Here is a 15,630-nt window from a genome sequence, read left to right as displayed (position 1 = left end):
ATAAAGTAAATTGGATATGGAATGACCCATTTTTTTTTCAGGGGTAATTTAGTAAATGGAATTAAAGAAGGTGAATAAGGTGCTATCGTTTTAAGGAAAAATGTCCCTTAAAAGTAGTCTCCTCAATCTGTATGAAATACCAATAATCTCCTGAGGGCAAATCCCTACTATTAAAAGTGCCGTCCCAAGAGAATGCAGAATTTCTAGAATTTTTTATAAGTTTCCCATAGCGGTCAAAAATGTTGACCTCGGATGAACCGTAATTTTCTATGCCGATAAGATCAAAGGTATTGTTAAAAGGGTCTCCATTTGGGGTAAAGAATTTTGGGATTACAAAATGGGTATATTGCATTGAAACTTCCCCACAGCCATTTTTTTCCCTTACATAGATGGTATACCGTCCTCCTTGTATATTTTCAAATTCAGGATTGTCTTGATAATATGTTCCATTAATGGAGTATTCAAAATCCCCATTAAAAGTAGTGGTGATCAAAATAGAATACTCATCTGAGGTAATATTGGAAATGATAGGGGCGTCTATTTGCTCTAAAGTAATGGTTTTAATGTTTGTGCATCCATCGGGGTTGGTAACCCCTACGATATAGATGCCTGGAGTATTGGCTATAATTTGGGATGTGGTCTCCCCAGTGTTCCATTCATAGGTCACCGTGTCTGTACCCATATAATTGGCATATAAGATGGTCTGAGAATCTTCACAAAAGGGAATAGATTCATCTTCTACTTCTGGTAATTGGTAAAAGGAAATGGACACCGCAGTTCTCGTATCAGAAATGCACCCCGCTACGCTGGTTTCTGCTTCGGCATAGTAGGTGCCATTTGTCGTAGGTTGGTAGGTTCGACTATCCGCTAGGAGTAGATTCCCTCCTGAAGGGGCATCGTACCAATTTACCTTAATGCCAAATAGCGTGCTAACCTCTAAAGGAGTAGGCTCGTTAGCGCAAGCCAGTACGTCTCTATTTCTGGTTGGTGCGGCTGGCGTATTGACCACTAGTACGCTAAACACTTCTGAAACGGAACTACAAAGAGGACTGCTGAGGTTGATGGGATCTTCCGCAACTTTTACCCGAAAAAAGGTGGAGCTGGAAATAGGTCCTGGAGTATAGGTTGGATTTGTTGCATTGGGAATATCTGTCCAATTGCTGCTAGAGGTGGAGGACTGCCATTGGAAAGCATGGGTGCTGTATACTGAAAAATCGGGTGTAGCGGTCAGCTCAGAAATGGTTACGGGTGCATCTGCCTCACAAACGGAAATTTCGGTTTCATCCATCAAATCTGTAATCTCAACTAAATCTCCACAAGTCCGAAACGAAATATCGTCGATAGCAAGATCATTACCGCAGCCTCCAGGCGAATTATTGATCATTTTAAGAATCACAGATGTTTCCCCGGGAGGTGTTTGGAAAACCAAGCCGTATTGGTTCCATTGGGGTGAAGTGGTTCCGTTGATGTCGCCCGTATTTCCAGAATTTAATATATTACCTTGTAAATCTGTAATTTCAAAACCCACATTTACTGGGATGCTTGCATTATCACAACCAGATAAGGGCATAAGACTCAATAACCAAGCGGAAAATTCATAGGTGGTGCTTTCGCATAGCACATCCACTCTTCTTTCGTAAAATGTGCCTGCTGTAAAGTCCGCATTTACAATAAACGCTTTTCCGTCAGTGTCATTGGGGGTATGGTCTTGGGTGTTGTGCCAACTTGCATAAAAATCTGTCCTACTAGAAACCGTGTAAAACCCATCTGCAGGTGTGGATGTTGTAAAAGTATAGGTAGTGGTGCCTGCTGGTAATTGTGGGCCATTGGTGGTTCCGGTTCCAAAATCTTCCTCAAAAATAGGATCACCAGAGGTGCCTGGACAAAAACCCAACTGAGCCTGTACTTGGAAGCCAAAAAAGCCCATTATTAAAAATAGGATTATGTATCGTTGGTTATTATTATTTTGCACTTATCAATTTTTAACTCAAGATTTTTTCATAAAAACAGTACAGCCTAATGCCACTTGTAATATCGATTTGTTTTGCGGGGTTTACGTACAATTGATTTTGATCTCCGTTTTGTAAGTTGATAATATCTTTTCCCCTTTCAATGATTAAACTTATTTTTGCCCGATATACCATACTGTTGTTACTTTAAAACGACAGGACTATAGAAATATTTTGATATGAGCTACGATTTCAGAAAGATTGAGGATAAATGGCAGAAAGAGTGGGCCGAAAAAGGCACCTTTGAAGCGAAAAATGATTCTGATAAACCAAAATATTATGTGTTGGATATGTTTCCTTACCCTTCTGGCGCAGGGTTACATGTAGGACATCCGCTAGGATATATAGCCAGTGATATTTACGCCCGTTACAAAAGGCATAAGGGCTTTAATGTATTGCATCCAATGGGATATGATTCTTTTGGATTGCCAGCAGAACAATATGCTATACAGACAGGACAGCATCCGGCCATTACCACGGCAGCCAATATTAAGAGATATAGGGAGCAATTGGATAAAATAGGGTTTTCTTTCGATTGGAGTAGGGAGGTGCGCACCTCTAATCCTGATTATTACAAATGGACCCAATGGATTTTTATTCAACTTTTTAATTCTTGGTACAATAAGGAAACCAATAGGGCTGAAGATATCAACACGTTGATGGCCTTATTTGAAAAAGGGGGTAATAGCGGTGTAAAAGCAGTATGCGATGAAGATGTGGTTGTTTTTTCGGCAGATCAATGGAAAAGTTTTTCAAAAAAGGAACAACAAAAAATCTTACTGCAATATAGGCTGACCTATTTGGCGGAAACGGAGGTCAATTGGTGCCCTTCCTTAGGAACAGTATTGGCAAATGACGAAATTGTTAATGGGGTATCGGAACGCGGCGGACACATGGTGATCCGTAAAAAGATGACACAATGGAGCATGAGGATATCTGCATATGCCCAACGCTTGCTGGATGATTTGCAAAAAGTAGATTGGCCACAGCCTCTAAAAGATTCTCAGATCAATTGGATAGGTCGTTCGGAAGGAGCTTCGGTTATCTTTTATACGATTCTTTCAGGAGACGTAAAAAAGTCATTTCCAATTGAGGTCTTTACGACAAGACCCGATACCATTTTTGGGGCTAGTTTTATGACCTTGGCACCAGAGCACGAATTGGTGTCTCAAATTACTACACCGGAACAAGAGGATGAAGTAACTGCCTATGTGGAGGCGTCTGCAAAACGCTCGGAACGTGATCGTATGGCAGATGTAAAGACTATTTCAGGGGCTTTTACCGGAGCCTATGCAGCACATCCATTCACTAAAGAGCCTGTTCCCATATGGATAGGGGATTATGTGTTGGCAGGCTATGGAACTGGAGCGGTAATGTCTGTCCCTTGTGGGGATCAGCGTGATTATGACTTTGCTAAACACTTGAATATCCCTATTCCCAATATTTTTGAAGGGGTCGATATTTCTGAAGAAGCCTTTGCGGATAAGGAAAAGACTGTTATTACAAACTCTAATTTTTTGAACGGTTTACCCTATAAAAAAGCGGCAAAACTGGCCATTTACGAATTGGAGAAGTTAGGACAGGGCAAAGGAAAGATTAATTATAGGTTGCGTGATGCTGTTTTTAGCCGTCAGCGGTATTGGGGTGAACCATTTCCAGTATACTATGTAGATGGAATGCCACAAATGATTGAAACAAAACACCTACCCATACAACTACCTGAAGTTGTAAAATACCTACCCACAGAAACTGGAGAACCACCATTGGGTAACGCTACTACTTGGGCATGGAACAAAGAAGAAAATACGGTAGTTAGCAATAAGATGATAGACCATAAGACGGTGTTCCCTTTAGAATTGAATACCATGCCTGGTTGGGCTGGGAGCTCTTTCTATTTTAATCGTTATATGGATCCCAATAATAAAAATGAGATATTCTCACAGGATGCCATCAACTATTGGCAGGATGTGGATCTTTATATAGGCGGAAGTGAACATGCTACCGGACATTTATTATATTCCCGTTTTTGGCAAAAATTTCTTTTTGATAAGGGGGTGGTACCCAAAGAAGAATTTGCACAGAAACTCATTAACCAAGGAATGATTACAGGCACCAGTGCCTTTGTTTATAGGGTTGAAGGTGAGAATACTCTGGTATCAAAAAATTTAATTGGTGACAGGGTGGTGCAGCCACTTCATGTAGATGTTTCCTTAGTGAACCCTTCAGATGAATTAGATTTGATAAAGTTCAAGGAAAATCTGCTTTATGCCGACTTTAAAGACGCTAAATTTCTTTTGGAAGACGGTGTCTACATTGTTGGTAGAGAGGTTGAAAAAATGTCTAAATCTAAATATAACGTAATCAGTCCAGATAGTATATGTGAAGATTATGGGGCAGACTCCCTTCGTTTGTACGAAATGTTTCTAGGGCCTTTGGAACAGTCAAAGCCCTGGAATACGGCCGGTATAACTGGGGTGCATAGCTTTTTGAAAAAAATGTGGCGACTACACCATACGGGTGCAGAAGGAGCATTCAATGTAACTGAAGAAGAGGCAACAGCAGAAAGTTTAAAGACGTTGCACAAGACCATTAAAAAAGTAGAGGAGGATATTGAAAATTTCTCTTTCAACACTTCAGTTTCCAGTTTTATGATCTGCGTAAATGAGTTGACTTTCCAAAAATGTACAAGTAGGTCAATATTGGAACCTTTGTCCATTTTAATTTCTCCATACGCACCCCACATTGCAGAAGAATTATGGAGCAAATTAGGGCATACAGTATCTATTGCAACAACAGCTTTTCCAATATATGAAGGAAAATACCTGGTAGAGAGCAGTAAGGAATATCCAATCTCCTTCAATGGGAAGATGCGTTTTAAAATGGAGCTTCCCACAGATATGTCTACAGCCGATATTGAGTTGGCCGTTATGGCACATGAAAAAACAAAAGAACAACTGCAAGGTCGCACTCCTAAGAAAGTAATAATAGTTCCAGGAAAAATAGTCAATGTTGTAGGGTAGCCTCTTGTTGTAAGACAGCGATTGGTCTGTACGTGCAATTAATTTTATCCATGGGAGAACGCCAATGGATAAAACTCTTTTGTATATTCAAAGTATACTAATATTATGATCGATAAAATTGAAATAATAGGATTGGCTGCAGCTGTATTGACCACCACTTCTTTTGTACCACAAGTCTATAAGGCATGGAATCAGAAAGCAACTAAGGATATTTCGCTTACCATGTACCTCAGTTTTTTTATGGGGGTAGTTCTATGGTTCATTTACGGAATCCAAATTGAAAGCCTTTCAATCATCTTGGCAAATAGTGTGACTGGTCTATTGGTTTTTATAGTTATTATATTAAAATTAAAATACAAGTAACCCCCTTATTTTAAATAAAATTCGAATTATTTATTATATATATAATATACACCCCCTATCTTTTAGGGGTATATGATTATATATTTATGTTATTTGGCATACAACCCCCTTATTTAATCGATTTTCTTTTTATATGTTAATTAATTGTTCCATTTTTGGGAGTATAATAATCATAATTGATTGGAAAGAATAAAGCCCTTTACTTACCAGCTTATTTTTTTCCTAATTGTTATAAAATAATAGAAAAATGAAAGTAGGTATTCCAAAAGAAATCAAAAATAACGAAAGCAGAGTGGGAATAACACCAGCCGGGGTTTTCGAATTGGTAAAAAACAACCATACAGTCTATGTACAATCAGGTGCTGGTGATGGAAGTGGTTTTTTTAATGCGGATTATCAGCATGCAGGAGCTATTGTTTTGGATACCATTGGTCAGGTATATGCCATGAGTGATATGATTGTTAAGGTTAAAGAGCCTATAAAAGAGGAGTATAGTCTTATTCGTAAGGGGCAGGTTATATTTACCTATTTTCACTTTGCGTCCAGCGAAAAACTTACTCAAGCGATGATAGATCGTAAGGGAATTTGCATTGCTTATGAAACCGTGGAAGATGAAGATGGTACATTACCATTGTTGACACCCATGTCTGAAGTTGCCGGTAGAATGGCTATTCAACAAGGCGCAAAATACCTTGAGAAACCAGAAAAAGGTCGTGGTGTGCTACTAGGCGGAGTTCCTGGAGTGGCACCGGGAAGAGTTTTGGTGCTTGGTGCTGGTGTTGTGGGGATACAGGCTGCTAAAATGGCAGCCGGATTAGGAGCGCATGTTACTATTTTGGATGTTAATATGAAACGTTTGCGTTATGTCAATGATGTAATGCCTAGCCATGTGGTAACGGAATTTTCAAACGAATTTAATATTAGAAAACATATAAAGGATCATGATCTAATTATCGGGGGAGTCCTGCTTAGAGGTGCTAAGGCCCCGTACCTTATAACTAGGGATATGCTTAAGGAAATGCGTCCAGGCACTGTAATTGTGGATGTTGCCGTAGACCAAGGAGGATGTGTAGAGACTACCAGGCCAACAACCCATGAGAATCCAATATATATTATAGATGATGTAGTACATTACTGCGTGGCCAACATGCCCGGCGCAGTTCCCTATACGTCAACCATGGCCTTGACCAATGTTACTTTGCCCTACATCTTAAAATTGGCCAATTTAGGTTGGGAAGAGGCTTGCAGAAGGGATATTTCTCTCCAAAAAGGGTTGAATATTGTAGAAGGGAAAGTGATGTATAAGGAGATTATTGAAGCCTTTAATTGGCAAGCGGTTGAGGTATAGAAAGTACATTTTGTCAGAATTTGAACCCCGTCATTAATTGGCGGGGTTTTTGATTATAGATAAAGAAGTATTAACTGATATTAGGAAAAGGAATCTTTACTATATTTATCATTAAAAAGACAGAAGTATGTTGATGTATTATATTATTTTGGGTGCTATTGCCTTGGTGAGCTGGTTGGTAAGTAATAAACTAAAGAAAAAATTTAAGTATTATTCCAAAGTGCATTTGCGCAATGGAATGAGTGGTGCAGAAATTGCAGAAAAAATGTTGGCCGATCATGGTATAAGAGATGTAAAAGTTATTTCCACCCCAGGAATGTTAACTGATCATTACAATCCGGCCAATAAAACAGTGAATTTGAGCGAAAGTGTATATAATCAGAGAAATGCTTCTGCTGCTGCTGTTGCAGCCCACGAATGTGGCCATGCTGTGCAGCACGCCACGGCCTATGAATGGTTAACCATGCGGTCTAAACTGGTGCCTGTTGTAAGTGTTACTTCTGGTATGTCTACTTGGGTGGTTTTTGGAGGAATTATGTTGGGCGCCGCTGCCGGTATAGGTTTTGGATATTGGGTGGCCGTTGCTGGATTGGTGATGATGGGTTTCGCCACCGTGTTCAGTTTTATAACCTTGCCTGTTGAGTATGATGCTAGTAACCGTGCCCTTGCTTGGTTAAAGAATAAGAATATGTTGAGTCAAGAAGAATATAAGGGCTCAGAGGATGCCTTAAAATGGGCAGCACGCACGTATTTAGTTGCTGCTATTGGATCTTTGGCAACCTTAGTCTATTGGGGACTTCAAGTTCTTGGTGGACGGGATTAATAGTTCCTATCCAATTGTAAAACTTAAAAAGACGCTGTTTCAGCGTCTTTTTTTATATGGTTATTTGTCTGTCTATCTGTTGGTTCAAAGATATGAAAGTCTCCGTCCGTGATACCCCTTCAATTTGTTGGATATCCCTATTGAGAACGTTCATTAAATGTTCGTTGTCCCTGCATAGTACTTTTATGAGAATAGACCAATTACCTGTAGTGTAGTGACATTCCAACACTTCTGGAATCTTCTCTAATTCTTTTACTGCCAAGGGGTTGCTCATGGCCTTGTCCAGATAAATGCCAATGTATGCCATAGTGGTATATCCCAAAACTTTAGGGTTTACGATAAATTTTGATCCAGCGATGAGTCCTGAGGCTTCCAATTTTCTTAGGCGCTGATGGATAGCCGCCCCGGATATACCAATATGCCGTGCAATTTCTAAAATGGGTTTGCGGGCATCGTCCATGAGGAACCGAAGTATCTTTTTGTCAATACCATCAATTTTTATATTCTCTTCGGTAGATTTCATTTTTTAGTTTCAATATGATGGTAAATATAACTATTTAGTTATAGATCCTAACCTGCTATGGAATCTGGATTATAGCCTAGGTAGGAGACGTCGTGCTCTTTAAAATTGATACCGTATTTCGTCAATTCATCTAAAATGGGTTCATACACTTCTTTATTAATAGGTATCTGTACCCCGGGAGTTGTGATTTTTTTATTTAAAATTAAGAGGGTAGCCATCGCTACGGGCAGTCCAACAGTTTTTGCCATGGCGGTATGCGTTCTATTTTCGCCCAACACCACCATATTGGAATCTATCTGTCTCTTTACTCCGTCTATTTCGTATCCAAATTTATGGTACATCACGATCATGTCTTTATCCTCATTGCCTAACGTCCACCTGTCTTCTAAAATATATTGTAAGATTTCTGCTGGGGTGGCATTTTTTAAAGGAATAGTCCTAGTACTGTCAAATATGTTCAATTCCAAAAGCTTGTTCCACATAATATCGTCTTGATCTATTTTCAAATAGAGTCTAAGTTTTAACTCTACCGTATCTGTGGGAGAGTAGGGTAAAAATAAATTTATAAATTCGCGATAAGACATCCCTTTGGAATCCTCAATAGTGTAACTGTCATCGGTCATTCCCAATTGCACGAACATATTCCAGGCTCTAGAAAAACCTACCCTTCGTATAGTGCCTCGGTAAAGTGTAAGTACATCGTTTAGGCTGTAAATTTCCCGATACTTAAGAGAGTCCCTATTAGCGTAGGCTTCAAATTTACCGTACCCTTCTATGTTCATAAACTCAGTTCTTCTGAACAATTTATGATAGGGAATGTATTTATAGGTGCCTTCTTGGATAAATTTGGCAGTACCTCCCTGTCCGGCAACCACTACATTTCGTGGGTTCCATGTAAATTTGTAATTCCACAAATTGGTATCACTTTCAGGGGCAACTAATCCTCCACAAAAGGATTCGAATAATAAGAGCTTGCCTCCTTTGTTCCGTATACGGTCAATTACTTGCATGGCGCTCATATGGTCAACGCCGGGATCAAGTCCAATCTCGTTCATAAATACAAGACCTTTGTCTTTTACCTGCTGATCTAGTTTTAGGAGCTCATCACTTATATAGGATGCAGTTACTAAATGTTTTCCAAAGTTCAAACAATCTTCGGCCACTTTTATATGATACCTGGCAGGTAACATAGAAATCACAATATCTGCATTTTTTATGGCTTTGTGCCGCTCATCTTCTTGAAATATATCCAAGGTTACAACCGTACAATGTGGATGGTTTTTTACTGCTTCATTTATATGTTCTGGATGCAGGTCTCCAATAGTTATCTGAAGTTTTTCACTTTCTGCTTTTTCCAATAAATAATCCAATAAATAGGAGGTAGATTTGCCAGCTCCAATTACAAGTATCTTTCTCAACATCTGTTTCCTTACTTTTGTAAATTAGTATGGATACTAAAGTATTGATTTGTTATAAAAACAACAAATATACAGAAATAAGTTATGAACAAAACAATTTTAGTAGTGGGGGTTATTTTGGGTTTAACTGCTGTAATCTTAGGTGCATTTGGGGCTCACGGCTTAGAAAAGTTAGTGTCAAAGGAAAATGTGGAAACATTTTCAACAGGGGTTACCTATCAAATGTACCATGCCTTGCTCTTATTGTTTTTGGGTAGTACTAATTTTATTACTTCTTCTTCTAAAAAAGCTATTTTTTATCTTATAATTGGAGGTGTACTATTGTTTTCCGGTTCTATTTATTCTTTAGCAACAAATGAGTTAACCGCGTTTGATTTCAAAAAAATAGCATTTTTAACACCAATAGGTGGGAGTTTATTAATTTTTGGATGGATTCTATTAGGGATTCGTATTTTTCGACAAAGGGATTGAATAAAAGTTGATTTACAGGACTTTCGTTTTAATTTTTTATAGCTTTGCGTAAGTTTATAAACTACCAAAAAAATTATGAATAGTTCTGACCAATTGACGAAATCGATTTCGTTAAAAGATTATGGGATTGAAAGTGATCATATTTACTATCAATTATCTCCTTCAAAACTTCATGCCATCTCCTTGGAAAAGGGAATGGGGGAAGAGGCATCCTCAGGGGCTCTTGCAATAAATACCGGGGAATTTACTGGGAGGTCTCCCATGGACCGTTTTATTGTTAAAGATGCCATTACCGAAGAAAAAGTGTGGTGGGGAAATATCAATATTCCTTTTGATTCTGATAAATTTGATGCTTTATATAACAAGGTTATTTCATATTTAAACAAAAAGGAACTATACGTTAGGGATTGTTATGCTTGCGCAGATACAGATTACAGAACAAATATTAGAGTTATAGCAGAATACCCTTGGTCTAGTTTGTTTGCTTACAACATGTTCCTTAGACCAGAAGAAAAAGATCTTGTTGGGTTTACTCCTGAGTGGACCGTGATTAATGCTCCTGGATTTATGGCTGATGCTGAAGTAGATGGTACTCGTCAACATAATTTTGCTATTTTAAACTTTACAAAAAAAATAGCCTTGATTGGTGGTACTGGATATACAGGAGAAATTAAGAAAGGCATATTTTCTGCATTGAACTTTATTCTTCCTGTCGACAAGAACACCATGCCTATGCACTGTTCTTCAAATGTTGGTGAGGACGGAGATACCGCTATCTTTTTTGGATTGTCTGGTACTGGAAAAACAACATTATCGGCAGATCCCAATAGAAAGCTTATAGGAGATGATGAGCATGGTTGGACTGCTGGAAATACCGTTTTTAATTTTGAAGGAGGATGCTATGCCAAAGTCATCAATCTTTCAGAGGAAAATGAGCCAGATATTTTTAGAGCGATCAAAAAAGGAGCCTTACTAGAAAATGTAGTTATGAATAGTAATGGGGAGGTAGACTTTGATGATATTTCCATTACACAAAACACCCGTGTAAGTTATCCTATCTACCATATTGATAATATCCAAGAGCCTTCTATTGGTCATAACCCAAAAAATATATTTTTTTTAACAGCGGATGCCTTTGGTGTTTTACCCCCGATTTCAAAATTAACTCCAAGTCAGGCTGCGTACCACTTTATGTCTGGTTATACGGCTAAGGTTGCAGGTACAGAAGATGGGGTGGTCGAACCAATTCCATCATTTTCTGCCTGTTTTGGTGCTCCTTTTATGCCTTTGCACCCGGCCAAGTATGCCGAAATGTTGAGTAATAAGATGCAGGAGTCAGGAGTTAATGTGTGGTTAGTAAATACAGGTTGGACCGGTGGTCCTTATGGTGTGGGTACTCGTATGAAATTGAAATATACGCGGGCTATGATCCAAGCTGCCTTAAATGGAGAGTTGGGTATGTACAGCTATGATACGTACCACATACATTCTATTTTTGGTGTGGCCCAGCCTAGGGAATGTCCAGGAGTGCCAGCCTCCGTATTAAGTCCTAGGACAACTTGGAACAATGATCAGTCTTATTATAAAACAGCGTTTAAATTGGCTAATGCGTTTAGAGAAAATTTTAAGAAATTTGAGTCCAGTGCTAATGAGGAGATTAGGCGCGGCGGACCACAACGATATGCATTATAAATAAAAAAAGCCTCAGAAATGAGGCTTTTTTTATTTCTTGTTTATTGTAGTGATATACTTCTGCAATGCCATGGTCATGGAAGGTGTTTCGGGCGTAGGTGCCTTTATGTCTATCCTTAGACCTGCTTCTGTTGCAGCATTTACAGTTGAATTTCCAAAAACGGCGATTCTTGTTTCGTTTTGTTTGAAATCCGGAAAATTCTTTAAAAGCGATTCAATTCCTGAAGGGCTAAAGAATACTAATATATCATAGTAAACGTCCCTAAGGTCTGAAAGATCGCTGATGACTGTTTTGTAAAAAATCCCTCTTGTCCAGTTTAACTCCATGCTATTCATGAGTTCAGGGACAATTGGTTTTAATACATCAGATGATGGAAGTAAAAAATTTTCGTTTTTGTATTTTTTTAACAATGGGGTTATGTCCACAAAATTCATTTTGCCAACATATATTTTTCGTTTTCTATAAACAACATATTTTTGCAAGTAGTACGCAACGGCTTCAGATTGGCAAAAATACTTCATCGTATCCGGAACTTTGAAACGCATTTCATCGGCTATCCGAAAAAAATGATCAACTGAGTTTCGGCTTGTAAGTATGATGGCAGAAAAACTATTTAAATCAATTTTTTGTTGCCTAACACTTTTAGCATCAACTCCTTCCACGTGGATGAAAGGTCTAAAATCGACCTTAACTTTTTCTTTTTCAATAAGTCGTGAATATGGGGAGTTCTCCATTTTCGGTTCTGGCTGCGAAACCAAAATCGTCTTTACTTTCATAAGCATCAATCTTTTAGGTAGCTTCCAATTATCACAAAAGGTGCAATTTCGAGAGTGCAAAGGTACAAAATAAAATAGAAAATATTGCTAGTAATGTAAAATTGATGATTTCTTATTATGGTGATCCATCCTATTAAATTAATTAGCAAGACAAGGGCCATGCTTACATAAATAACAGTTTTTGAGTCTTTCAGGGCATATGTCAAAATAACGTTGGCAAGAAACATGATAATTCCGCTATAATTGAGGTAAGTAAGTTTTTTAAATATCAATTCGCTAATTGTCGATGTAATATTAAAGATAAAGGCATTGAATAGTTGTAGGAGTACTTTTATAAGCAAGAAGAGTCCTAACATTCCTAAAATTAAAACATAAATAAAAGGATAGGCGCCGTTGTCCAATTGAAAGACGATTCTTCGGGAAAAGTATATAAATAGGGCGAAATTAAAAAGTTGGAAAAGCGTCAGGAATATGTGAAACCAATTGATCAGTCTGTCCTTTTTATTGTACATGATCACGTACTTATTATTAAAGGGAAGTATGATAAAATTAATGAACCTATTATAAAAAAAACTCTTCCCTATTACTACAAAAAAAACACTGGTAAAAAGGACCAAGGTGATCCAATCGGTGGTGTCTATAAGTCGTAGTGTTGGTTCCATTAATCTAATTTAATATTATCACCGTTGATTCCCATATAAAGTCCATTCTCTGAGATGGTGATTTTGAAGAATCCAGGATCTTCCATTTTGGATTTGGGCAGTTTAAATATAAACCTTGTGGTATCCTTGGCCTTTATAAAAACGGTTTTCTCTCCTCTTTGCGTTGTAAGTAAAGGTAACGTTTCCATGACTTGTCTGTAATCATTAAGGTAGGCTATCCCTAACTTTATTTTTTCAAGAGGTATGTTCATTTCATAAGGATTGAAAACTTTTAATGTAAGCTCCTTATCTTCTTTAATTTTAATATCCTTTTCGGTTACATAACTTCTTAATTTTCGAAAAGATTCAAAGTTGTCTATAAAATTTCCGTAACTTTTTGTTCCATCTGCCCATTGGAATGAAATATCACCGTTATCGGTGTATTTGGAAACATAAAGTATTTTTTTGTGTTGAATCTTGGATTCGGAATTATCAATACTGTATTGGTTTTGGCGATACATAATATTGTTGAGGGAATAGGTTTCACTTCCTGAATAAAAGGCATACATAGGCGCATTTCTATAGGAATTTTCAAAAACTACTGACATATCTCCAATCTGAGATTTAATTTCGCTCACCCATTTCGAATTACCGTGGGTTTCATAAACAATTGGGAATAACGGCTCGTATATCAAACCAACTCTTAAAAACAAGAGTATAGCAATATTAGCCATACCCATACGATAGATCCATTTTTTTGCATTCTCGTTTTCCAACAGATAATTAAATGCCATAATGGCCATAGGTATAGAAATGACAATGATCCATTGTGTCTGTATTCTTCGATTAAAACTAGAAACGAAAAAGAATACCAAGACACCATACGTTAAATATAATAGTGCTTTGGTGAATTGGTCTTTGGCTCTAGTTTTAAAAAGGGATTTATAGATCCAAGGAAAGGTCAGTCCAAATAGAGCCACCAAGTTAACAAAGTACCCTAAGGTGAAATCTCCAAATTCATACGCCCTGTTAGGGCGTTCATACAGATGATATTTTATGGAAACAAATTCGTTTTCATACAACCATAAAAAATGTGGGGTATAACAAATAAGGGCAACTACCACAGATAACCATGCATATTTATTAAACACCAGCTTCATATTGGAGAGTAACGTAAAAATAATAACCAATACGGCATGGTATTTACTGTACATTAATGCCGCCATGACTATACCCAGTCCTAACGCTAATAAAACGGATGGTTTGTTTATAAATTTTTTATAAACAAGCAAGAACAAAGCGGTAAAAAAAAGAAAAGGGGTGTCAGGTAATGTAAAAAAGCCATAGGCATTGATCAGAGTCATTGAAAATACCAGAACAAAAAACTGAACCCCATACCGCTCTTTTTTTGGATGATCTATCAATTGCCATAAGATCAAAAAAGTAGCAACGGATAGGAGGCAACTTACAAAGCGAACACCAAGTTCATCATTAAAAAAGAAACTGCTTAATTTAATCATTAGGGCTACCATGGGAGGGTGATCAAAGTAACCCCATGCCATATTTTGAGCATAGTACCAGTAATATGCCTCGTCAAAAATGAGTTCCGTAAAATAGCTCTGAGCCATGTTGATGGCAAACAGGGCAATTAATAAATAAAGAAGAGTTTTAGGTAGCTTCGGTATCATTCCAATTTTTAAACGGTTCAAAATTACAAATTATTACATTGTTCAATGGATTTAAAAATATCATAAAACACATCAGGGATTTCTTATGAGGGTTTAAAATACTATTTTTGTCCAAATTACCGTAATTAATGGAAGACAGTTTAGTTATCATACCCACTTTCAATGAAATAGAAAACATTGAAGCGATTATAAAAGCTGTTTTTGCGCTTGAAAAAAAATTTCATGTATTAATTGTAGATGATAATTCTCCGGATGGCACGGCAGATAAGGTCAGAGAATTGAAAGAGCAATTTCAAAATAGGCTTTTTTTGGAGGTGAGGAAAGAGAAATCCGGACTAGGAACGGCGTATATTCACGGATTTAAATGGGCAATTGCCCACAAATACGATTTTATTTTTGAAATGGATGCAGATTTTTCGCATCGTCCAGATGACCTTCCCCGATTGTATAGGGCCTGTGTCAATGGAGCAGATGTAGTGGTGGGTTCCCGATATAAAAAGGGAGTAAACGTAGTGAACTGGCCATTGTATAGAATGTTGCTGTCCTATGGAGCATCATTTTATGTAAAACTGATAACGGGGATGCAGGTGCACGATCCTACAGCTGGTTTTGTTTGCTATAGACGTAAAGTCTTGGAAACTATAGATTTGGATGCAGTAAAGTTCGTTGGGTATGCCTTTCAGATAGAAATGAAATTTAGGGCACACCTTAAAAAATATAAAATAGAAGAGATCTCCATTATTTTTACAGATAGGGTAAAGGGAAAATCAAAAATGAGCTCATCTATAGTAGGGGAAGCTATTTCCGGGGTTTTAAAAATGAAGCTAAGAAGTATATTTCAACCACATAAATTTTAG

13 protein-coding genes are annotated in these 15,630 nt (G+C 37.6%); 7 read left to right on the top strand and 6 right to left on the bottom strand.

The features are described from left to right. Positions 1-82 precede the first annotated feature (82 nt). Positions 83-1,972 (bottom strand): T9SS type B sorting domain-containing protein, encoded by a 1,890-nt coding sequence (locus ABXZ36_RS01105; protein ID WP_354613608.1) that lies wholly within the window; start codon positions 1,970-1,972, stop codon positions 83-85. A gap of 216 nt (positions 1,973-2,188) precedes the next feature. Here ABXZ36_RS01105 and leuS point away from each other — a divergent pair, with 216 nt between their 5' ends. From leuS to ABXZ36_RS01085, 4 genes are all read left to right on the top strand, one after another. Next, positions 2,189-5,029 carry a leucine--tRNA ligase gene (gene leuS, locus ABXZ36_RS01100; protein WP_354613607.1) on the top strand — a complete coding sequence of 947 codons (2,841 nt, stop codon included), beginning with the start codon at positions 2,189-2,191 and terminating at the stop codon, positions 5,027-5,029. Positions 5,030-5,134: 105 nt separating this feature from the next. Continuing rightward, positions 5,135-5,392 (top strand): SemiSWEET family sugar transporter, encoded by a 258-nt coding sequence (locus ABXZ36_RS01095; RefSeq protein ID WP_354613606.1) that lies wholly within the window; start codon positions 5,135-5,137, stop codon positions 5,390-5,392. A 247-nt stretch (positions 5,393-5,639) separates the two neighbouring features. Beyond that, a complete protein-coding gene (gene ald, locus ABXZ36_RS01090) occupies positions 5,640-6,740 on the top strand; it encodes an alanine dehydrogenase (RefSeq protein WP_354613605.1) in 1,101 nt (366 codons plus the stop codon). Between the two features lie 127 nt (positions 6,741-6,867). Further along, complete coding sequence (locus tag ABXZ36_RS01085) at positions 6,868-7,563, top strand: zinc metallopeptidase (RefSeq protein WP_354613604.1); 696 nt, start codon at positions 6,868-6,870, stop codon at positions 7,561-7,563. Positions 7,564-7,615: 52 nt separating this feature from the next. On the opposite strand, the gene ABXZ36_RS01080 is transcribed toward ABXZ36_RS01085, so the two are convergent. Next, entirely contained in the window at positions 7,616-8,086 is a 471-nt protein-coding gene (locus ABXZ36_RS01080; protein ID WP_354613603.1) for an Lrp/AsnC ligand binding domain-containing protein, read from the bottom strand. Between the two features lie 47 nt (positions 8,087-8,133). Beyond that, positions 8,134-9,507: a saccharopine dehydrogenase family protein gene (locus tag ABXZ36_RS01075; protein ID WP_354613602.1), complete on the bottom strand. Its 1,374-nt coding sequence runs from the start codon at positions 9,505-9,507 to the stop codon at positions 8,134-8,136. An 81-nt stretch (positions 9,508-9,588) separates the two neighbouring features. Here ABXZ36_RS01075 and ABXZ36_RS01070 point away from each other — a divergent pair, with 81 nt between their 5' ends. Both ABXZ36_RS01070 and pckA read left to right on the top strand, forming a co-directional pair. Then, the gene (locus ABXZ36_RS01070) at positions 9,589-9,975 is read left to right on the top strand and encodes a DUF423 domain-containing protein (protein WP_354613601.1); all 387 of its coding nucleotides are present in this window, start codon (positions 9,589-9,591) and stop codon (positions 9,973-9,975) included. Between the two features lie 75 nt (positions 9,976-10,050). After that, a complete protein-coding gene (pckA, locus tag ABXZ36_RS01065; protein ID WP_354613600.1) occupies positions 10,051-11,667 on the top strand; it encodes a phosphoenolpyruvate carboxykinase (ATP) in 1,617 nt (538 codons plus the stop codon). A gap of 30 nt (positions 11,668-11,697) precedes the next feature. Here the strand turns inward: pckA and ABXZ36_RS01060 are convergent, their stop codons facing one another. From ABXZ36_RS01060 to ABXZ36_RS01050, 3 genes are read right to left on the bottom strand one after another with little or no spacing between them, the layout of a single operon-like run. Beyond that, positions 11,698-12,444 (bottom strand): uroporphyrinogen-III synthase, encoded by a 747-nt coding sequence (locus ABXZ36_RS01060; protein ID WP_354613599.1) that lies wholly within the window; start codon positions 12,442-12,444, stop codon positions 11,698-11,700. A gap of 5 nt (positions 12,445-12,449) precedes the next feature. Next, positions 12,450-13,106 (bottom strand): DUF4271 domain-containing protein, encoded by a 657-nt coding sequence (locus ABXZ36_RS01055; RefSeq protein WP_354613598.1) that lies wholly within the window; start codon positions 13,104-13,106, stop codon positions 12,450-12,452. After that, on the bottom strand, positions 13,106-14,773 hold the full coding sequence (locus ABXZ36_RS01050; protein WP_354613597.1) for an ArnT family glycosyltransferase: 1,668 nt from the start codon (positions 14,771-14,773) through the stop codon (positions 13,106-13,108). The genes ABXZ36_RS01055 and ABXZ36_RS01050 overlap by 1 nt, the downstream gene beginning before the upstream one ends. Before the next feature lie 128 nt (positions 14,774-14,901). Here ABXZ36_RS01050 and ABXZ36_RS01045 point away from each other — a divergent pair, with 128 nt between their 5' ends. Beyond that, positions 14,902-15,630, top strand: a complete 729-nt coding sequence (locus ABXZ36_RS01045) for a polyprenol monophosphomannose synthase (RefSeq protein WP_354613596.1) — start codon at positions 14,902-14,904, stop codon at positions 15,628-15,630.

The organism is Sediminicola arcticus, from assembly GCF_040566695.1.
In the GTDB taxonomy this organism is placed as follows: Bacteria; Bacteroidota; Bacteroidia; order Flavobacteriales; family Flavobacteriaceae; genus Sediminicola; species Sediminicola arcticus.
This window is presented reverse-complemented; position numbering and strand designations above follow the sequence as displayed.

What these genes read in the sequence shown, in the direction of transcription:
- leuS (WP_354613607.1), top strand. Translation starts at nt 2,189, where the DNA reads ATGAGCTACGATTTCAGAAAGATTGAGGATAAATGGCAGAAAGAGTGG.
- ABXZ36_RS01060 (WP_354613599.1), bottom strand. Translation starts at nt 12,444, where the DNA reads ATGAAAGTAAAGACGATTTTGGTTTCGCAGCCAGAACCGAAAATGGAG.
- ABXZ36_RS01085 (WP_354613604.1), top strand. Translation starts at nt 6,868, where the DNA reads ATGTTGATGTATTATATTATTTTGGGTGCTATTGCCTTGGTGAGCTGG.
- ABXZ36_RS01070 (WP_354613601.1), top strand. Translation starts at nt 9,589, where the DNA reads ATGAACAAAACAATTTTAGTAGTGGGGGTTATTTTGGGTTTAACTGCT.
- ABXZ36_RS01050 (WP_354613597.1), bottom strand. Translation starts at nt 14,773, where the DNA reads ATGATACCGAAGCTACCTAAAACTCTTCTTTATTTATTAATTGCCCTG.
- pckA (WP_354613600.1), top strand. Translation starts at nt 10,051, where the DNA reads ATGAATAGTTCTGACCAATTGACGAAATCGATTTCGTTAAAAGATTAT.
- ABXZ36_RS01055 (WP_354613598.1), bottom strand. Translation starts at nt 13,106, where the DNA reads ATGGAACCAACACTACGACTTATAGACACCACCGATTGGATCACCTTG.
- ABXZ36_RS01080 (WP_354613603.1), bottom strand. Translation starts at nt 8,086, where the DNA reads ATGAAATCTACCGAAGAGAATATAAAAATTGATGGTATTGACAAAAAG.
- ald (WP_354613605.1), top strand. Translation starts at nt 5,640, where the DNA reads ATGAAAGTAGGTATTCCAAAAGAAATCAAAAATAACGAAAGCAGAGTG.
- ABXZ36_RS01075 (WP_354613602.1), bottom strand. Translation starts at nt 9,507, where the DNA reads ATGTTGAGAAAGATACTTGTAATTGGAGCTGGCAAATCTACCTCCTAT.
- ABXZ36_RS01095 (WP_354613606.1), top strand. Translation starts at nt 5,135, where the DNA reads ATGATCGATAAAATTGAAATAATAGGATTGGCTGCAGCTGTATTGACC.
- ABXZ36_RS01045 (WP_354613596.1), top strand. Translation starts at nt 14,902, where the DNA reads ATGGAAGACAGTTTAGTTATCATACCCACTTTCAATGAAATAGAAAAC.